Here is an 18,530-nt window from a genome sequence, read left to right on the forward strand (position 1 = left end):
CCAAACACGCCCCCGCCCCCCCCCCCCCCGTGGGGCCCCCCTTCTGCGTTTCCGCCCTTCCCGTCGCCGGGTGCCCTGGCCCCGGCGGGCGCTCAGGAGTGGCAGCTGTTCAGCCAGCCGCCGGGCGGCAGGGCGGCGAGCTCCTCGATCCGCGCGCGGTCCCCCGGCCCCTCCGGGAGGTAGACCACCACATAGGTCTCGGGCACCCCGGGCAGCGTCAGGTACGAGGCGTTGAGCCGAAGCACCCCGACCTCCGGGTGCCGGAACACCCGCAGCGAGGTCTCCGGCGGCGCCACCTCCTGCCGGGCCCAGAGGCCCCGGAACAGCTCGCTCTTCGCCGACAGCCCCTGCACGTGCTCCTCCCAGGCCGGCTCGCCGACGTGCTTGCCGTACGAGGCCCGCAGCACCGCCACCATCCGAGGCAGCGCCTCCGCACGGTTCAGGAACGGGTTGCAGCACGGCGGCATGAGGAGCGTGCACCAGATGCTGTTGAACCGCCCGCTGGGCGTGGCGGTCCGGTTCGTCCCGAACAGCGACTCGTACGACCGGTTGTACATCAGCACGTCGAACCGGGTGTTGGAGACCGCGGCAGGCAGCGGCGCGAGCGCGTCCAGGATGGCCTGGGTGGACGGGTCGAGGACCGGCGGATCGGGCTGGGCGCTCGGGCTCGCGGACACCCCCGCAAGCCGGAACAGGTGCTCGCGCTCGGTGTCGTCCAGCCGCAGCGTCCGGGCCACCGCCGCCAGCACCTGCTCGCTGGCGTTGATCGGCCGCCCCTGCTCCAGCCAGGTGTACCAGGTGACGCCGACCCCGGAGAGCTGCGCCACCTCCTCCCGGCGCAGCCCCGGCGTACGGCGGCGCAGCCCCGGCGGCAGACCGACCTCCTCCGGGGTGACCCGGGCCCGGCAGGCCTTGAGGAAGCCGGCCAGCTCGGTGCGGCGGCGGTCCTGCCGGCGCGGCCCGACAACGGTGGCGGTGCGGTCGTCCAGGACGGTCATACCCGCCATCGTGCCGCAGACCGGGCGGCCGAAACAGGTGCTGCCAGTACCAGGATCGGCAGGCTCTAACCACCAGTACCGGGCGCGCGGCACGCTGGGGCCATGACGGACCTTCAGATCCGGCCCGGCGTGGCCGGCCGCACCACCAGCGGCTCGGCCACCAGGCCCGGGCTGCTCCTCGCCCTCCTGCTCTGCGGCCAGTTCATGGCCATCCTGGACGTCTCCATCGTGAACGTCGCGGTGCCGACCATCCGCACCGACCTGCACGCCTCCGGTGCGGCCCTCCAGCTCGTCATCGCCGGCTACACCATCGCCTACGCGGTGCTGCTCATCACCGGCGCCCGGCTCGGCGCCCGCTACGGCTACAGCCGGCTGTTCCAGCTGGGCCTGGCCGCCTTCACCGCCGCCTCGCTGGCCTGCGGCCTCGCGCCGGCCACCGGCTGGCTGATCGCCTTCCGGCTGCTCCAGGGCGCGGGCTCGGCCCTGATGGTGCCGCAGGTGATGAGCCTGGTGCAGCAGACCTTCACCGGCGCCGCCCGGACCAGGGCGCTCGGCCTCTACTCGGCGGTGCTGGCCGGGGGCCTGGCGGTCGGCCAGGTGCTCGGCGGCCTCCTGGTCAGCGCCGACCTGTTCGGGACGGGCTGGCGCCCGGTCTTCCTGGTCAACGTGCCGATCGGGCTGACGCTGCTGGCGGCCGGTGCCCGGCTGCTGCCGAGCCTGCCGGGCGACCGCGAGCGCGGCTTCGACCTCCCCGGCCTGGTGGTGCTCGGCGCGGCCCTCGGGCTGCTGGTGGTGCCGCTGGTGCTCGGCCGCGAACTGGGCTGGCCCGCCTGGGGCTGGGTGATGCTCGCCGCCGGCACGGCACTGTTCGGCCTGTTCGCGGTGGTCGAGCGGCGGATCGCCCGGCGCGGCGGTCAGCCGCTGATCACCGGCCGGGTGCTGCGGGCGGCCGGACTGCGCCCGGCGGCGGGCGCGATCTTCATGATCATGGCGGCCTTCGCGGGCTTCCTGTTCGCCTTCGCCCTGCACCAGCAGTCCGGTCTCGGGCACAGCGCGCTGCGCGCCGGTCTCTGCTCGGCGCCGGTGGCGCTCGGCTTCGGTTTCTCCAGCCTGCACTGGCAGCGGCTGCCCGGCCGGCTGCACGGCGTCCTGCCGCTGCTCGGCGCCCTCCTGCTGGCCCCCGGCTACCTGCTGCTCGGGGTGCTGCTCGGCGGCGGCGCCGAGATCGGCCCGGCGGCGCTGGTGCTGATGGCCGGGCTCGGCCTCGTCGCCGGCTGCTCGTACTCGCCGCTGTTCGCCCGGGCGTTGGGCGGCGTCGCCCCGGCGGACGCGGCGGACGCCAGCGGTGTGATGGTGACGGTCGTCCAGCTCGGCCAGGTGGTCGGGGTCGCGGTGCTCGGCTCGGTCTTCCTCGGCGGGGTCGATCTGCCGGCGGCGGCCGGGGACTCCGGGCACGCCCTGCTGGTGACCACCGCCGCCATCGCGGGCATCGTCGGCCTCGGCGCGGCCTTCGCGGCCCGCACCCGTCCGACGGCCGGGTAGTACCTCCGGTAACGGATTCGTGGAGCACCCCTTCGACCGTGTAAAGTAGTCGATGTCGCCGAGGGAAACCGCAGGAAACCTCCGGTGACAACGCAGGTCAAGGGGCTGTAGCTCAGTTGGTAGAGCGCTTGCATGGCATGCAAGAGGTCCGGGGTTCAATTCCCCGTAGCTCCACAGCAGTCGAGGGCCGTCTCCCGTTCCGGGAGGCGGCCCTCGGTGTTTCCCGGACCGCCGTGACGGCTCGGCGCCGGGCGGCCCGGGAGTTTCCGAACGGCTCGGCGGCCGGCCCCGGGGGACCGCTACCGTCGTGCCATGGCCGATCTGGAACGCAGACGCAACGAGGAGCTGGCCCGGATACTGCACCAGCTCGGCTGGAACCCGGAGCGCCTGGCCCGCGAGGTGAACCTCACCCTGCCGCCCGGTCTGGCGATCAGCTCCACCGCCCCGTACAAGTGGCGCGACCGGGGCATGGTCCCGCGCAGCCCGCACGACCAGACGGTCTGCGAGGTGCTCAGCCGCACGCTCGGCATCGCCGTCACCTACGAGCAGCTCTGGGGCCGGATGGGCGGCAACCGGGGGGCCAAGATCCTCTCGCCGCGGCTGCTCAGCGACCCGTGGACGGCCGACACCGCGCAGACCGCGCTGCGCGAGGCGGCCACCGACGCCGGACCGGTCCGGCTCACCGACCTGTTCCGCGGCGCCGACCTCGACCAGGCCGCCGGCCGACTGGCCACCCCGCCGCCGCCCGTCGGCGGTGGCGAGGGTGCGCTGCGGATCGACCCCGCGCTGGTCGGGGAGCTCCGGCTCTCCTACCGGAGCAAGCTGCGGCTGGAGCGGGCCTGCGGAGGCGGCCTGGTGCTCGGGCCGGCCCGGGCCGAGCTGGCCATGGTCGCCAAACTGCTGGAACTCGGCGGGTACGACGAGGAACTCGGCCGCGCGCTGTACGGCACGGCGAGCCGGCTGGCCCGGCTGGCGGGCTGGGCCGCGTACGACCTCGGGCACGAGGCGGCGGCCCAGCGGGCGTTCGTGGCCGCGCTGCGCGCCGCGCACCTCAGCGGGGACCCCCGGCTCGGCGTGGGGGTGGTCGGTTGCCTGGTGGTGCTGGCCACCCAGGGCGGGGGAGGGCGGGGGCTGGACGCGGTCACCGTGCTCGCCGGGGTGCTGGAGGCGGCGGGGGACGCGCTCGGCCCGGTCGACCGGGCCCTGCAGCTCGGCCGGATGGCCCGTGCGTACGGGCGGCGCGGCGAGCCGGAGGAGATCGCGGCGGCGGCCGGGCGGGCGTTCGCCGAGCTGGGCGGGGCGTTCGTGGGGTCGAGTGGTGCTGGGGCGGCGGCGGGTCCGGCCGCCGGCGCCGACGCGGGGCGTGCGGTGGGCGGGCGCACGGGCGCGGAGGTGGCGCAGGCCCGGGCGGACCTCGCCGGCATGGTGGGGGAGGGCTACCTGCACCTCGGTGACCACCGGAGCGCCCAGGCCCTGCTCACCGAGGCGGTGGCCGGGCTCGGCCCCGGCCGGGCACGGGCCAGGGCGCTGCTGATGGTCCGGCTGGCGGACTCCCAGCGCCGCACCGGACGCCTCCGGGAGGCCGCCGACACGGCCGACCGGGCGCGCGCCCTGGCGGCCGGGATGCAGTCCGAGCGGGTCGCCCGCGCGCTGCGCGACTTCGACGCGGCCTCCCGGTCGATATCACCGGAGGAGGCCTGAGCCCCTTGCGGTACCCTGAGCCCATGCGAACCGTGCGCCTGCTCCTTAGCCGGCCGCGCTGACCAGGACCGGCCGCGCCCCAGGGCGGGCGCCGGAGTCGGCGTGGCATCCCCTCCTGCGAGGGGCTTTTTTGTTTTCCGCCGCCTTTCGTGTCGCGCCCGGCCCTGTGCCCGGTTCGCCCACTGACATCGATGGAGCCTGAAGGACCATGAGCGAGACGACCCCTGCTTCCGGCGCGGCCGAGGCCGCAACCGAGCCGTTCCGGTACAGCGCCACCCTGGCGGCGGAGATCGAGTCCCGCTGGCAGGACATCTGGGAGAAGGAAGGGACGTTCAGCGCCCCCAACCCGGCCGGCGACCTGGCCGACCCGACCGCCGGCGACGTCTCCGCGAAGCCGCACAGCTTCATCATGGACATGTTCCCGTACCCCTCGGGCGCGGGCCTGCACGTCGGCCACCCGCTGGGCTACATCGCCACCGACGTCTTCGCCCGCTACCAGCGGATGACCGGCCACAACGTGCTGCACACGCTGGGCTACGACGCGTTCGGCCTGCCCGCCGAGCAGTACGCGGTGCAGACCGGCACCCACCCGCGGGTCTCCACCGAGGCCAACATCGCCAACATGCGCCAGCAGCTGCGCCGGCTGGGCCTGGGCCACGACCCCCGCCGTTCGATCTCCACGATCGACCCGGAGTACTACCGCTGGACCCAGTGGATCTTCCTGCAGATCTTCAACTCCTGGTACGACGAGGAGGCCGGCCGGGCCCGTCCGATCGCCGAGCTGATCGCCGGCTTCGCGGACGGCTCCCGCGAGGTGCCGGGCGGCCGGGCGTGGTCGGAGCTGTCCGCCGCCGAGCGCGACGAACTGCTGGGCGAGTACCGGCTGGCGTACGCCAAGGAGGTGCCGGTCAACTGGTGCCCCGGGCTGGGCACCGTGCTGGCCAACGAGGAGGTCACCGCGGACGGCCGCTCCGAGCGCGGCAACTTCCCGGTGTTCAAGTCGAACCTGCGCCAGTGGATGATGCGGATCACCGCCTACTCGGACCGGCTGATCTCCGACCTGGACCTGCTGGACTGGCCCGAGGCCATCAAGCTGCAGCAGCGCAACTGGATCGGCCGCTCCGAGGGCGCGCGCGTCGACTTCGCGGCCCCCGGGGACCAGCGGATCACCGTCTTCACCACCCGGCCCGACACCCTGTTCGGCGCCACCTACATGGTGCTGGCCCCCGAGCACGGCCTGGTCGACTCGATCGTGCCGGCCGCCTGGCCCGCCGGCACCCGTGAGGAGTGGACCGGCGGCGCCGCCACCCCGGCCGAGGCCGTCGCCGCCTACCGCGCGACCGCCGCCGCGAAGTCCGACGTGGAACGCCAGGTCGAGGCCAAGGTCAAGACCGGCGTCTTCACCGGCGCCTACGCCGTCAACCCGGTCAGCGGCGAGCCCGTCCCGGTCTTCATCGCCGACTACGTGCTGATGGGCTACGGCACCGGCGCCATCATGGCCGTCCCGGCCCACGACCACCGCGACTTCGCGTTCGCCCGCGCCTTCGCGCTGCCGATGCGCTGCGTCGTCAAGCCGACCGACGGCCGCGACGAGGACCCGCACACCTGGGACGACGCCTTCGACACCTACGACTCGGTGATCGTCAACTCGGCGCACTCCGCCGACGACGTGGCCGCCGAGAACGGCATCTCCCTGGACGGTCTGAGCGTCGTCGACGCCAAGGCCGCCGTCACCGCCTGGCTGGCCGAGCGCGGCATCGGCGAGGGAACCGTCAACTACCGCCTGCGCGACTGGCTGTTCAGCCGCCAGCGGTACTGGGGCGAGCCCTTCCCGATCGTCTACGACGAGGACGGCGTGATGCACGCGCTGCCCGAGTCGATGCTGCCGGTCGAGGTCCCCGAGGTGGACGACTACTCGCCGCACACCTACGACCCGTTCGACTCGACCTCCTCGCCGAAGACCCCGCTGTCGCGCAACGAGGACTGGGTCAACGTCGAGCTGGACCTGGGTGACGGTCCGAAGACGTACCGCCGCGAGACCAACACCATGCCCAACTGGGCCGGTTCGTGCTGGTACGAGCTGCGCTACATCGACCCGTCGAACGGCGCGCGGGTCGTCGACCCGGCCAACGAGCAGTACTGGCTGGGCCCGACGGCCGAGAAGCCCGGCGGCGGCGCCGACCTGTACGTCGGCGGTGCCGAGCACGCCGTGCTGCACCTGCTGTACGCGCGCTTCTGGCACAAGGTGCTGCACGACCTGGGCCACGTCTCCTCGGTCGAGCCGTTCCACAAGCTGTTCAACCAGGGCATGATCACCGCGGACGTCTACCGCGACGAGCGCGGCTTCCCGGTGCCCGCCACCGAGGTCGAGGAGCGCGACGGCGGGTACTTCTGGGAGGGCGAGCCGGTCAAGCGCGAGGCCGGCAAGATGGGCAAGTCCCTGAAGAACGCCGTCGCCCCGGACGAGATCGCCGACGAGTACGGCGCCGACACGCTGCGCCTGTACGAGATGTCGATGGGCCCGCTGGACGTCTCCCGCCCGTGGGACACCCGCGCCGTGGTCGGCTCGTACCGCTTCCTGCAGCGGCTGTGGCGCAACATCGTCTCGGAGGCGACCGGCGAGCTGGTCGTCACGGACGAGGCGCCGGACGAGGCGACGCTGCGTGCGCTGCACAAGGCCATCGACGGCGTCCGCGGCGACATGGCCGCGCTGCGCTTCAACACGGCCGTGGCCAAGGCGATCGAACTGAACAACTTCCTGGTGAAGCGCGGCTCCACGCCGCGACCGGTCGCCGAGCAGCTGGTCCTGCTGGTCGCCCCGCTGGCCCCGCACATCGCCGAGGAGCTGTGGCGCCGGCTGGGCCACGGCGAGTCGCTGGCCCACACCGACTACCCCGTCGCCGACCCGGCGTACGTGGTGGACGAGGCGGTCACCTGCGTCGTGCAGATCAAGGGCAAGGTCAAGGCCCGGCTGGAGGTCGCGCCCACGATCTCCGACGCCGAGCTGGAGGCGCTGGCGCTGGCCGATCCCGCGGTCGTCGCGGCGATCGGGGACGCGCCGGTGCGCAAGGTGATCGCGCGGGCGCCGAAGCTGGTGAACATCGTCACCGGCTGACGACCGGCTGTTCGGCAGGGTGGTTGTTCGCCGGTCGGGTGGTTCTTCGCCGGTTCGGGCGGGTGTCCTTCGGGGCGCCCGCCCTTCGGCGTTTCCGGGACCCTTCTCGGGGAGATCCCCCATCTGTCCCTGATCTCCGCGAACCGGGCCCGTTCGGCCTGCCCCCGGCGCCGCTCGGGCGGTTACCGTGGAACCCTCGGCGGGCCGGCCCGCGTTGGGCCCGGTGGGGGCCGGTTCGGCTGACGGAAGGTGGCTCGTGATGGAAGCGCTCGGCGTGATGGTCGGCCTGGCCCTGCTCTTCGGGCTCGCGGTGCTGGTACTGGCGGTGGTCGGGACGGTCAAGGCGGCGAAGGCGGTCGCCACGAAGGTGGAGCGGCACGAGGCCAACGCCCGGCGCGCGGTCGAGAACGTGACGCTCAAGGCGAAGACCTACGCCAAGCCCGGCCCGCAGGGCCAGATCTCGGCCGTCCGGCTGAAGCTGCGGACCTCCCTGGACGGCACGCGCCAGGTCCTGGAGAGCGGCCTGGCCCAGGACGGCCAGCTCGGCGAGGCGCTCGCCCTGCTGCGGCGGCTGGACACCCATGCGGCGGAGCTGGACGGCGAGCTGCGGATCCTGGAGCGCGAGCCGGACCAGGGCCGGATCGCGGCCAAGCTGCCCGAGCTGCGGGAGCGGGCCGAACGGATCACCCACTCCGCCGAGACCATGCGCTGGGCCGCCCAGGACCGGATGCACCGCTTCGCCGACGACGAGCTGAGCCGGCTCGGCCAGGAGTGCGAGAGCGAGGCGGGCGCGCTGCGGCACTGGGACACCTCGGGGGGCGTGGGGGGCTCCGCCGCCGGTAGCGCCGCCGCCGGTGCGTCCGGTGCCGGTGGGGTGTCGGGTACGGGTACGGGGGCGGCCGGCGCGGAGGCGACGCGGCGGGCCGGGCTGACGGACGGAAGGGGCGCGCGGCCGAGCGCCGAGGAGGTGCTGGGGCTGACCGACCCGCTGGCGCGGCTGGCGGACCGGCTGCGCAAGCCGTCGGCCGGGCCGACGGCGGGCTGATCGGGCGCTGTCATCCTGGCCGGGCGCGGAGTAACCTCCGGCTCATGCCCGCCGACCTCGCACTTGTCACCGATTCCACGGCCTATCTGCCCCAGCAGGCCGTCGACCGTCACGGGATCGCCGTGGTGCCGCTGAGCGTCGCGGTCGGTGACACGGTCCTCGCGGAGGGCGTGGAGATCTCGCCCAAGGACGTCGCCGAGGCGCTGCGCGGCAAGCAGCGGGTGACGACCTCCAGGCCGAGCCCCGAGGCCTTCGCCGCCGCCTACCGGGCCGCCGCCGAGGCCGGCGCGAAGGGGATCGTCTCGGTGCACATCTCCGGTGAGCTGTCCGGCACCGCGGAGGCGGCCCGGCTCGCGGCCGCCGAGGCCCCCGTCCCGGTGCGCGTGGTGGACAGCCGGCTGGTCGGCATGGCCCTCGGGTACGGCGTACTGGCGGCGGCCGAGGCGATCGCGGCCGGGCGGCAGCTGGACGAGGTGGCCGCGGCCGTCATCGGGCGGACGGCGGGGACCAGCGGATTCTTCTACGTGGACACCCTTGAGTACCTGCGCCGGGGCGGCCGGATCGGGGCTGCCCGGGCGCTGCTCGGGTCGGCGCTGGCGGTGAAGCCGCTGCTGCACCTGCACGGCGGGCGCATCGAGCCGCTGGAGAAGGTCCGGACGGCGTCCCGGGCGATCGCGCGGCTGGAGGAGATCGCGGTCGAGCAGGCGGGGGAGCGCGAGGTCGACATCGCCGTTCACCACCTGGCGGCGGAGGACCGGGCCGAGCCGCTCGCGGAGCGCCTGCGGGGGCGGATCCCCGGCCTGCGGGAGCTGTACGTGGGCGAGGTGGGCGCGGTGATCGGTGCGCATGTCGGACCGGGGCTGCTGGCGGTGGTGGTCTCGCCGCGCTGAGGCGGGACACCCCGGTATCGAGGTGGGCGGGCGGGGTGCCGAGAAGGGCCCCGGCGGACGGACAGTCAACTTCGACGAGCATGACTCACTCGTGCGAGCGATCCGAGTTATCCACAACCCCGGGTTTTTCCACAGGGTTTCGCACATTTCCCCGCACGCACTGGACGGCTCCTAGCGTGCTCCGCATGACGAGCACGAACATCGGCGCGGTGAAGCGCCAGAGGGTCGGTGAGACCGCGCGATTGCGGTTGGCGGCGTTGCTGCCGGCGGCCGAGGGGGCGAGCGGCGCGGCGGAGCCGTCAGCCACCGGGCCGCCCACCGGGCCGTCGCCGCACGGGGGTTCGCCGTTCGGTGACGGGCCGGGTGGCGTGGAGAGTGATGCCCCGAACGATGTGGTCGGTGGTGTGGCGGTCGAAGGCGTGCCGCCTGACGGAGTCGGGTCCGCCGGGCCGGGCGGAGCGCGATGGCGTCTCGGCCCCTCGGTGATGCTCGACCGGCGGGCCGTGGCGGGGCTGGTCGTCCTGCTGCTGCTCGCGGTGGGCTACGGCGTGCAGCACTTCTGGCTGGCGCGGCCGCAATCGGTCGCGGTGCCGGCGGTGGCAGTTGCCCCGGCGGAGCCGGGGGAGGCGGCCACGGGTACACCGGAGGTCGCCACCGGCGCCGCCCTGCCCGCTCCCGGGGGCGGCGACGCGCGCACCGTCGTGGTGATCGACATCGGCGGCCGGGTGCACGCGCCCGGCGTCCACACCCTGCCCGGTGGCTCCCGAGTGGCCGATGCGCTGCGCGTGGCCGGTGGACCGTTGCCGGACACGGAGACCAAGGGCCTCAACCTGGCCCGGGTGCTGACGGACGGTGAGCAGATCCTCGTCGGCGAGCCTGGGCCGGATTCTGCCGCCGGGGCAGGGGGTGGGGCAGGAGGTGGGCCGGCCGGGGTCGCCGGGCCGAAGCAGCCGGTCAGTCTGAACCACGGGACCCTCGAACAGCTCGACACACTCCCCGGCGTCGGTCCCACGTTGGCGCAGCGCATCATCGCCTTCCGCGCGTCGCACGGATCGTTCCGCTCCCTCGACCAGCTCCGGCAGGTCAGCGGCATCGGCGACCGTACCTACGCGGAGATCCGGCCGATGCTCACCCTCTGACCCGCCCGCCACCCGTGCGTGGCCCGGTCCGCCTGGCCCGCCCGGCCACCCTGCCCGCCCGCGGCTTCTCCTGGCTGCCGCCTGCTCGTGCTCGTCCGGTGCACGTACCTGACCGACCAGTCCGCCGCTCCCCGGAAGGGAGGTGCCGTCATCGCCACCGCCACCACTGCCGTCGCCGAGGGGCCCGCCGCCGCGCCTCACCGGCCGCCCGGCGACCTTCGGCTCCTCCTCCCCGCCGTCGCGGCGTGGCTGGTCACGGCGGCGGTCCTCCGGCTGGGTCCCGGCCACGGCCTCCTGCTGTCGTCGGCGGCAGGCCTGGCCGTCCTGCTCGCCCTCCTCCTGCTGGCCGGCCCGGGCGTGCGGAGCCGTCGCGGTGCTGCCGTGACGCTCGCCGCCGTCCTGCTCACCGGTGCGGCGGCCACCACCGCGACCATGCTCCACACCGCCGACCTCCACCGGGGGCCGTTGCCCGGGTTGGCTCGTGCCGCGGGCCCCGCGCCGGAGGTGAGCGTCGAGCTGACCATCACCGGCGACCCGCGAACCCACACCTCCCGCACCAGGGGGACGGCCGCCGGGCAGGCCGTCCTCACCGTCGACGCGGTAGTGGACCAGGTCACCGTCCCGCCGGGCGCGGTGCCGGAGGGCTCCGCCCCCGGCGGCGGCGCATCCGGCACGGCGACGACCGGTGTCGGGGTGACCAGGGTGCGGACACCGGTGACGCTTTTGGCGCGAGGGCCGGACATCGGCGGGTGGCAACAGCTGCTCCCGTCGGCCCGTGTCGCCGTCGAAGCCGATGTCCGCCCCGCGGGGGAGGGGCACGGCGACGAGTCGGCCGCGCTGCTGATCGCGCACGGGCCGCCGCGGGAACTCGCGCCGCCCAGCGCGCCGCAGCGGGTCGCCGGCCGGTTGCGGGCGGGCCTGCGGGCAGCAGGCGACGACCTCCCGCCGGACGTGCGAGGACTGCTTCCGGCCCTGGTGGTCGGGGACACCTCGCGTCTGCCCGGAGACCTCCTGGACGCCTTCCGGGCCACCGACATGGCGCACCTGGTCGCGGTCAGCGGGGCGAACCTCGCGATCGTCCTGGGCGTCCTGCTCGGTACCCCCGGCTTGGCCGGCACCCCCGAACGGCGAGGCCTGGCAGCCTGGTTCGGGATCCCGCTGCGCACCACCGCGCTGATCGGCACGGTCGTCACGCTGGCCTTCGTCACCGTCTGCCGACCCGAGCCCAGCGTGTTGCGGGCCGCCGGCACGGGCCTGATCGGACTGCTCGCGCTCGCCACCGGCCGGCCTCGACAGGCGGTGCCCGCGCTGGCCGGCACCGCCTTGCTCCTGGTGCTCCTCGACCCCTACCTCGCACGGTCGTTCGGCTTCCTCCTCTCGGTGCTCGCGACCGCTGGCCTCCTGGTGCTCGGCCCGCACTGGGCGCAGGGCCTGCGGGCGCGGGGCTGGCCGCACCGTCCGGCGGCCGCCGTCGCGGCGACGGCCGCGGCTCAGGCACTCTGCGCGCCCGTGACGGTGGTGCTGTCCGGACACATCAGCCTGGTCGCCGTTCCGTGCAATCTGCTGGCCGAGCTGGCGGTGGCCCCGGCGACGCTGCTGGGCTTCGCGGTGCTCGTGCTGGAGCCGGTCTCCCCGACCCTGGCCCGGTGGCTCGCGGAGGCGGCCGGACTCCCGGTGGGCTGGCTGGCCGCGGTGGCCCGGCACGGGGCGGAGCTGCCGGGGGCTCGGATCTCCTGGCCGGGCGGGCTTCTCGGCACGGTGACGCTCGCCCTGGCCACCGTGGCGATGTGCTGGGCGGTCCCGCTGCTGCTGCCCCGGCGCGCCGGGGCGAACGGTCGCCGCGCTCCGGGCGGTTGGATCCGGCCGGTGGTCGCGGGCCTCCTCTTCCTCGTCCTGCTGGCCGTGCTCCTGCGCCCGCCCGTGCTCACCCGGCTCGCGACCGGTTGGCCGCCGCCCGGGTGGCGGCTGGTCATGTGCGATGTGGGGCAGGGCGACATGCTGGTGCTGCCGGTGGCTTCGGACGGTGATGCGGCCCCGGACAGCGCGGTGGTGGTCGACGCCGGTCCGGATCCGCAGGCGGCCGATCGCTGTCTGCGCGATCTCGGGATCACCCGGATCCCGCTCCTGTTGGTGACGCACTTCCACGCCGATCACGTGGAGGGTGTCCCGGGGGTGCTGCGAGGTCGTGCCGTCGGGGCGATCGAGGGGACGAGCGTGAACGACCCTCCGGGCGAGGCGGCCCGGGTGTCCGGGTGGGCGGCGGCGGCCGGCATCCCGCTGCTGCGGGCCCGGCGGGGTGAACGACGGGTTGCCGGGCCGGGGTTGTCCTGGCAGGTGGTCTGGCCGGAGGCGGAACTGCCCCCGGAGGCACCAGGCGCCAACAACGCCAGCGTCGCGTTGCTGGTGACGCTTGTGGGCGGACTGCGGCTGGCTCTGTTGGGTGATCTCGAACCGCCGGCGCAGTCGGCACTGCTGGGGAGATGGGGAGGTGGGGTCGAGGTGGACGTGCTGAAGGTGGCCCATCACGGGTCGGCGCACCAGGACTGGGATTTGGCTGCGGCGTTGCGCCCTCGGTTGGCGCTGATCTCCTGCGGCGAGGGCAACCCGTACGGCCACCCGTCGGCGAGGACGGTCGATCGCCTGCGGTCACTCGGTGCGACGGTGCTGCGTACGGACCGGTCCGGGGACATCGCGGTCATCGGCGACGCCTCGCGCCGCCTCGGTGCCGTCGTTCACCCGCAGGAGGCGCACGGTCCGCGGGCGGCCGGTGTCCTCCCCGGCGCGGGCTCGGCCGGCGGGCCGCGCGGCCCGCCGGCCTGAGCGCGTCCCCCGCTGCCTTGCTCTCGCCCTCCCCACCAGGGAGGAGGGGAAGGGTGGGGAGGGCGAGAGGGAGGGGCGGGCGGGGGCGGGGGCGGGGGCCAAGATGATGCGCCGGCCCCGGCACCGCCCGGGCCGGCGCAGAGAAGAGTCCGGCTACTCGCCCACCCCGACGCCGGCCTCCCGGCGCGGGGCCGGAAGGCCAGCCCCGCGGAGTGGGAAGTCGGCCCGTCCGAATTCCCACTCCGCGAGCCGCGGACGTCGGCGTTGCCGGAGGGCGACGCGCGGTGGCCGGGTCGGGCCGGGCCAGCGGCCGGGCCACCGGAGGGCCGGCGGAGGGCCCGAGGGTCAGCCCTCCTCGCGCCAGCCCTCGTGCTCGGTGGCGACGGCGTCCAGCGCGCGCAGGAGGCCCGGCGTCCAGCCGTCCTCGGGAGGTTCCACGACCACGAGCCATTGGGCGTCCTCGGCGTCGTCCTCGCCGGCGAGGGCGTCCCGGACGATTTCGAGTTCGCCGAGGTCGGGGTGGTTGGCGCTGAGCTCCTCTGTGGCCTCTTCGGCGGCGTCGCGGTCGGGAAGCACGAGGAGCTGCCGGGCACTCGGGTTGAAGTCGTCCGGCTGGTCGATGGCGAGGTCTTCGGTCACCGGACCATTCTTGCGGGAGCGGTCCGGCGGTCGGCGCCTGCCCCCCTCCCACCCGGGCGGGAGTGTCCGCGCCCCGTGGGATGCTGGTAGGCGATGGCCAGGAAGAGTGCACCCGACGACCTGCTCGCCCCGCTGACCCTCGCGGTCGGCCAGGAGGAGCTGCTGATCGACCGCGCGGTCGCCCAGGTGGTGGCGGCGGCGAAGGCGGCGGATCCGGACACCGATGTGCGGGATCTGCCCCCCGGGACGTTGCAGCCGGGCAGCCTCGCCGAGCTGACCACGCCCTCGTTGTTCGCCGAGCGCAAGGTCATCGTGGTCAGGGCCGCCCAGGACCTCTCCGCCGACTCCGTCAAGGAGCTCAAGGCGTACATCGAGGCCCCGGCCGAAGAAGTGATCGTGGTGTTGGCGCACGCGGGCGGCGCCAAGGGCAAGGGCCTGCTGGACGCCGGACGGAAGGCCGGCGGCCGGGAGGTCGCGTGCGCGAAGCTGGCGAAGGCGTCGGAGCGGCTGGCGTTCGTGAAGGGCGAGTTCCGGACGCTCGGGCGATCGGCCACCCCGGAGGCGTGCCAGGCGCTGCTGGACGCGCTCGGCAGCGACCTCCGTGAGCTGGCGGCCGCGTGCAGCCAGCTCACCTCGGACGTCGAGGGCACCATCGACGAGACGGTGGTGGCCCGCTACTACAGCGGCCGGGCCGAGGCCACCGGCTTCGAGGTGGCGGACCTCGCGGTCACCGGCCGGGCCGCCGAGGCACTGGAGCGGCTGCGCTGGGCGCTCGCCGTGGGGCAGCCGCCGACCGGTATCACGTACGCGCTGGCGTCCGGGGTCCGCAGCATCGGCCGGTTGGCGACCACCGGGCGGAACATGCGCCCGGCCGACCTCGCGCGCGAGTTGGGGATGCCGCCGTGGAAGGTCGAGCGTGTCCGCCAGCAGATGCGCGGTTGGACGGGCGACGGCGTGGCCACCGCCCTGACGGCGATCGCGCAGGCGGACGCCGCCGTCAAGGGCGGCTCCGACGACCCCGCCTTCGCGCTGGAGCGGGCCGTGGTGGCCGTCGCCCGGGCCGCCCGCGCCGGCTCCGGGCCGCGCTCCTACTGAGCCTGCGGGACCCCGACGGTCCCGCTGCCACCCGATGTCGCCGCCTGACGGCCTCGCCGCCCCAGACGGTCTCGCGCCCGGCCGCTACGAGCCGCCGATCGCCTTGAGGATGTCCCGGGTGTCGTCGAGCATCGCCCGGCGGACGCTCTCGCGGTCGAGCGTGGTGTTCTTGCCGACCTGATAGTTGTCGGTCCAGAAGAGTGAGTACGTCATGCCCCCGTCCCGGACCTGCAGGTAGTAGTTGATGTCGTGGAAGGACTGGTCGGAGCTGGTCGGCTCGTCGCCGTAGGCGAAGTAGGCCTCCTGGCCGAGGTTCGGGACATCGGTGATCTCGTACTTCTGCTGCTCGAAGTAGCCGCGGGTGGCGGCGAATTCGGGTGCGGAGTCGACGGCCTTGTGCAGTTCCGTGCGGATGTCGAGGGTGGCGTAGTCCGCGACGTCGCTCCCGCTGACCGCCCGCTTGACCAGTGCGTAGCACCGCATGATGTCCATGGAGTCGGACCGACCCGTGTGCTGCAGCGGGTAGTTGTCGACCATGCGGTACTTCTGGTTGAACGCGGTGAGCTTGCCCGCGTCGCAGAGCTTGTCGACGGCGTGGTAGCCGTGCAGGCTCTGCGCGGAGGAGCCGCCGTCGACGATCCGTGGGACGAGGGCCACGGCACCGGACCAGGCGGCCGAGGCGAGGACGGCGCCGACGAACGCCCAGACGGCGTTGCGACGCAGGTTCCCGCCCTTCCGGTCCGTCCTGCCCTGCCGGCTCGGCTCCGCGGCCCCGGCGGGGGGCATGCCGGGTGCGGCGGGCAGCCCGGGCGGAGGTCCGAAGCCCGGGGTCGCCCCGGTCGGTGGTTGTTGCTGAGGAAAGCCGCCGAACCCCGACCCGCCCTGGGCCGGTGGTGGTGGCGGTGGTGGCGTCGCCATGGTGCCCCCTGAGCTTCGACGAAGGTGCCTGCCACGAGCCGGTCGCCCCGCAGCGGTGGGGCCCCACGAAGGGGGGACGCGGCCGCCGCGAGGCCGGTTGCCGTGAGCGTGCTCCCCGAACTGCCGTGACCGACCATAGCGGCCGGACCACGGAACGCGACAGGAGTCGCAGCCGCCGCAGTGCGGCCGCCCCGAGGCACAGCAGACCCGGAGCAGCGGCCCCGAGGCCGAGACCGGGAGCCCGAAGCCCGGAAACCCGGGCCGAACGCCGACTGCCCGCCCGGTGGGGACCGGGCGGGCAGTCGGGGAAGCGCCTACGATCGGGCACTTCCGGCAAATCTCTGTGCACCGCACCCGCGTGGCGAACGCAGGCCGCGTGTGTTCGAAGCATCTGACTGACCTGCGAAAATGCCGCTCATGGGCCGGTTGACCTGGGGAAACGCATCCCGCGTTGTCCCGCGAAATCCCGGCTTGTCCCTGCCTCATGTGTACTGAATGTGTACTGCGAGACGGGACGGCGCCGGCCGGTGTGCAACCACCGGGCGGCGCCTGAGCCGGACCCCTCACTGACAGGGAGTCCGACCTGATGAACGACCCTACCCCCGGCGTGCCAAGCCCTCGGCGACGCTTGCCGGACTTCGCGGCCACCAGCCCGCTTCACCTGCTGATGCTCTCCATGGACCTCAGCATCGACGACCCGCGGGACGTCCTCCTCGCCGTGGCCTACAGGCTGGCCGCCCGGCTGGAGCGGCGCACCCCGCCGTGGGACGCCGAGGGCCTCGACCTGGTCGGCGCGTCCGCGTTCGCGCGGCTGACCGGCGGCCCCTGCTCCGTCCACCTGCAGGCCCGCATCGGCCGGTACAGCGACCTCGGGGACGGTGCCCTGTGACCGCGCCCCGCATCGTCACGGTGCACACCTACGACCGGGGCCCGGTGACGGTGCCGTGCCCGCCGTGGTGCCTCGGCGTCCACGAGGACGGCCTCGACCTGGTCGACCTCGCCCACGAAGGCCCGGAGACCGCGCTCACCATCTCCGTTGCTTCCGGGGCAACGCAGATCCTCGACGCCGGCCTGTGCCAGTACCCGTACAGCACCAACCCCGGCGACCGCGAGGTGAAGGTGTCGGTCCTGCTCGGCACCGGCTGGCACCACCTCGACCACGACGGACTCCGGATGCTGGCCGCACAGCTGGTCGTGCACGCCGGACGGCTCCGTGACCTCGCGGCCGAGCTCCAGAGCGTGGAGGCCGGCCGATGAGCACTACTGCCGAGCGCTGGCTGACCGGCGCCGCCGCTGCTGTGATCGTGGTCCTGACCGGTGCCGCGTTCTGGCTGTCCTATGCCCACCTGCACACCGTGGCCGCCGACCACGGGCTCAAGGCGTCCCCGGCGCGGGCGTGGGCGTGGCCGGCGACGCTGGACCTGTTCATCGTCTCCGGCGAGCTGCTGATGCTGCGGGCCTCGCTGACGCGGCGCACGGACTGGTGGGCGGTCGCCCTGACCGTGGTCGGTTCGGGCGGGTCCATCGCCCTCAACATCGCCGGAGTCACCGGAACGGATCCGCTCGACTACGTGACTGCGGCGGTGCCGCCGGCCGCCGCCCTCCTTGCCTTCGGTGCGCTGATGCGGCAGGTCCACGACGCGCTGAGCGGTACCGGCACCTCGTCTGACCTGCCTTTTTCCCGGAGTCGGGAAGATTGCCAGGGCTCTGACCAGGCTTTTCCGGCGACCGCCGAAGAAGGGGGACGGGTGAGGGACAGCCTGTCCCTCACAACCGTGGGCGGCCTGCCGACGGTAGGGGACAGCCCGTCCCTTACAGAGGTCCCGGCGGGACCCCTGACGGTTGGGTCCCTCGGGGACCTTACGAACGCGGACCATCTTGGCGGCGCCGCCGAGAAGGGTGTCCACAGTATGGAGACCCTTGCCGCCGAGAAGGGTACGCACTCGGCGCGTACCCCCTCGGATGAGGTCGGCCTGGCCGACGCCACCGATTACGTCCGGCCGGCGGACGGAAAGGGGGTGCACAGTGTGCACTCCCTCGACACCGCCGAGGGCGTCGTGCCGACAGGGGCGTCCACGGTGGTGGACACCCCTGGTGCTGGTGATCTTCGCGGCGCCGCGAAGGTGATCACGGGTGGGGTCAGCGGCGCGTACCCCACCGCCGGCCCGGTGTACCCGGAGCCTGTACTCGGCGGGTACACCCCTGCACCGGGACGGGTACGGCTGGAGTTCCTGCCCCTGCCGAAGCGGACCGCGGCAGTCGTTGCCCAGAGAGCAACGGTTGCCGCCGAGGGGGCGCGTACTCGCTCCGAGGTACACGCCGAGTACGTACCCGAGCCAGCCGAGTACACCGGGTACACCGGCTCCGAGCAGGACGAACGCGACGAACTCGCTGAAGCGGCGCGGGTCCGGTTCTCGGGTGTACTCGCCGACGGCGCGGTCCCGTCGATCCGTACCCTGCGTGCCGAGTACGGCATTGGCCAGGCCCGTGCCCAGCGGGTACAGGACGCGCTCCGCTCCGCACCCATGGCCGTCTGAGAGGGTGTTCTGCGAGCGTCGGTGGGTCTAGTCGTACTTGAAGGCAGGTTGTCCGGTTTTGGGACTTCACGATCGGCCGGAAATGCGGTGC

At 74.0% G+C, this 18,530-nt stretch carries 13 protein-coding genes, 1 tRNA gene and 1 pseudogene; 12 read left to right on the top strand and 3 right to left on the bottom strand.

Going from position 1 to position 18,530, the window contains the following annotated elements; genetic code table 11:
• Nucleotides 1-92: 92 nt before the first annotated feature.
• The gene (locus ACFVYI_RS40820; protein ID WP_387894929.1) at nucleotides 93-998 is read right to left on the bottom strand and encodes a helix-turn-helix transcriptional regulator; all 906 of its coding nucleotides are present in this window, start codon (nucleotides 996-998) and stop codon (nucleotides 93-95) included.
• 102 nt (nucleotides 999-1,100) lie between these two features.
• Here ACFVYI_RS40820 and ACFVYI_RS40825 point away from each other — a divergent pair, with 102 nt between their 5' ends.
• The 8 genes from ACFVYI_RS40825 to ACFVYI_RS40860 all read left to right on the top strand — a co-directional run bounded on the left by ACFVYI_RS40825 (nucleotide 1,101) and on the right by ACFVYI_RS40860 (nucleotide 13,250).
• Nucleotides 1,101-2,540 (top strand): MFS transporter, encoded by a 1,440-nt coding sequence (locus ACFVYI_RS40825; protein ID WP_387894931.1) that lies wholly within the window; start codon nucleotides 1,101-1,103, stop codon nucleotides 2,538-2,540.
• 101 nt (nucleotides 2,541-2,641) lie between these two features.
• Nucleotides 2,642-2,714, top strand: a tRNA-Ala gene (locus ACFVYI_RS40830).
• Between the two features lie 138 nt (nucleotides 2,715-2,852).
• A complete protein-coding gene (locus ACFVYI_RS40835; protein WP_387894932.1) occupies nucleotides 2,853-4,241 on the top strand; it encodes a hypothetical protein in 1,389 nt (462 codons plus the stop codon).
• A gap of 208 nt (nucleotides 4,242-4,449) precedes the next feature.
• Nucleotides 4,450-7,356: a leucine--tRNA ligase gene (leuS, locus tag ACFVYI_RS40840; RefSeq protein WP_387894934.1), complete on the top strand. Its 2,907-nt coding sequence runs from the start codon at nucleotides 4,450-4,452 to the stop codon at nucleotides 7,354-7,356.
• Nucleotides 7,357-7,615: 259 nt separating this feature from the next.
• Nucleotides 7,616-8,401, top strand: a complete 786-nt coding sequence (locus ACFVYI_RS40845) for a hypothetical protein (RefSeq protein ID WP_387894935.1) — start codon at nucleotides 7,616-7,618, stop codon at nucleotides 8,399-8,401.
• A gap of 44 nt (nucleotides 8,402-8,445) precedes the next feature.
• On the top strand, nucleotides 8,446-9,291 hold the full coding sequence (locus tag ACFVYI_RS40850; RefSeq protein ID WP_387894936.1) for a DegV family protein: 846 nt from the start codon (nucleotides 8,446-8,448) through the stop codon (nucleotides 9,289-9,291).
• A 185-nt stretch (nucleotides 9,292-9,476) separates the two neighbouring features.
• Entirely contained in the window at nucleotides 9,477-10,430 is a 954-nt protein-coding gene (locus ACFVYI_RS40855; RefSeq protein WP_387894938.1) for a helix-hairpin-helix domain-containing protein, read from the top strand.
• 87 nt (nucleotides 10,431-10,517) lie between these two features.
• Nucleotides 10,518-13,250 (top strand): ComEC/Rec2 family competence protein, encoded by a 2,733-nt coding sequence (locus ACFVYI_RS40860; RefSeq protein ID WP_387894939.1) that lies wholly within the window; start codon nucleotides 10,518-10,520, stop codon nucleotides 13,248-13,250.
• A 345-nt stretch (nucleotides 13,251-13,595) separates the two neighbouring features.
• On the opposite strand, the gene ACFVYI_RS40865 is transcribed toward ACFVYI_RS40860, so the two are convergent.
• Nucleotides 13,596-13,889, bottom strand: a complete 294-nt coding sequence (locus ACFVYI_RS40865) for a hypothetical protein (RefSeq protein WP_387894941.1) — start codon at nucleotides 13,887-13,889, stop codon at nucleotides 13,596-13,598.
• Nucleotides 13,890-13,982: 93 nt separating this feature from the next.
• On the opposite strand from ACFVYI_RS40865, the gene holA reads away from it, so the two are divergent.
• Complete coding sequence (gene holA, locus ACFVYI_RS40870) at nucleotides 13,983-14,984, top strand: DNA polymerase III subunit delta (RefSeq protein ID WP_387894942.1); 1,002 nt, start codon at nucleotides 13,983-13,985, stop codon at nucleotides 14,982-14,984.
• Between the two features lie 84 nt (nucleotides 14,985-15,068).
• Here the strand turns inward: holA and ACFVYI_RS40875 are convergent, their stop codons facing one another.
• Entirely contained in the window at nucleotides 15,069-15,770 is a 702-nt protein-coding gene (locus ACFVYI_RS40875; RefSeq protein WP_387894944.1) for a hypothetical protein, read from the bottom strand.
• Between the two features lie 718 nt (nucleotides 15,771-16,488).
• Here ACFVYI_RS40875 and ACFVYI_RS40880 point away from each other — a divergent pair.
• The 3 genes and pseudogenes from ACFVYI_RS40880 to ACFVYI_RS40890 form a co-directional block, all read left to right on the top strand.
• Nucleotides 16,489-16,791: a hypothetical protein gene (locus ACFVYI_RS40880; RefSeq protein WP_387894946.1), complete on the top strand. Its 303-nt coding sequence runs from the start codon at nucleotides 16,489-16,491 to the stop codon at nucleotides 16,789-16,791.
• The gene (locus tag ACFVYI_RS40885) at nucleotides 16,788-17,159 is read left to right on the top strand and encodes a DUF6907 domain-containing protein (protein WP_387894948.1); all 372 of its coding nucleotides are present in this window, start codon (nucleotides 16,788-16,790) and stop codon (nucleotides 17,157-17,159) included. Before ACFVYI_RS40880 ends, ACFVYI_RS40885 begins: the two co-directional genes overlap by 4 nt.
• Nucleotides 17,156-17,548 (top strand): annotated as a pseudogene (locus ACFVYI_RS40890) (DUF2637 domain-containing protein); the annotation flags it as partial. The gene ACFVYI_RS40885 and the pseudogene ACFVYI_RS40890, both read left to right, overlap by 4 nt.
• Nucleotides 17,549-18,530: the final 982 nt, after the last annotated feature.

It is taken from the genome of Kitasatospora sp. NPDC058218 (assembly GCF_042882445.1).
Lineage (GTDB): Bacteria > Actinomycetota > Actinomycetes > Streptomycetales > Streptomycetaceae > Kitasatospora.

What these genes read in the sequence shown, in the direction of transcription:
- ACFVYI_RS40880 (WP_387894946.1), top strand. Translation starts at nt 16,489, where the DNA reads ATGAACGACCCTACCCCCGGCGTGCCAAGCCCTCGGCGACGCTTGCCG.
- leuS (WP_387894934.1), top strand. Translation starts at nt 4,450, where the DNA reads ATGAGCGAGACGACCCCTGCTTCCGGCGCGGCCGAGGCCGCAACCGAG.
- ACFVYI_RS40835 (WP_387894932.1), top strand. Translation starts at nt 2,853, where the DNA reads ATGGCCGATCTGGAACGCAGACGCAACGAGGAGCTGGCCCGGATACTG.
- ACFVYI_RS40845 (WP_387894935.1), top strand. Translation starts at nt 7,616, where the DNA reads ATGGAAGCGCTCGGCGTGATGGTCGGCCTGGCCCTGCTCTTCGGGCTC.
- holA (WP_387894942.1), top strand. Translation starts at nt 13,983, where the DNA reads ATGGCCAGGAAGAGTGCACCCGACGACCTGCTCGCCCCGCTGACCCTC.
- ACFVYI_RS40820 (WP_387894929.1), bottom strand. Translation starts at nt 998, where the DNA reads ATGACCGTCCTGGACGACCGCACCGCCACCGTTGTCGGGCCGCGCCGG.
- ACFVYI_RS40825 (WP_387894931.1), top strand. Translation starts at nt 1,101, where the DNA reads ATGACGGACCTTCAGATCCGGCCCGGCGTGGCCGGCCGCACCACCAGC.
- ACFVYI_RS40875 (WP_387894944.1), bottom strand. Translation starts at nt 15,770, where the DNA reads ATGCCCCCCGCCGGGGCCGCGGAGCCGAGCCGGCAGGGCAGGACGGAC.
- ACFVYI_RS40855 (WP_387894938.1), top strand. Translation starts at nt 9,477, where the DNA reads ATGACGAGCACGAACATCGGCGCGGTGAAGCGCCAGAGGGTCGGTGAG.
- ACFVYI_RS40850 (WP_387894936.1), top strand. Translation starts at nt 8,446, where the DNA reads ATGCCCGCCGACCTCGCACTTGTCACCGATTCCACGGCCTATCTGCCC.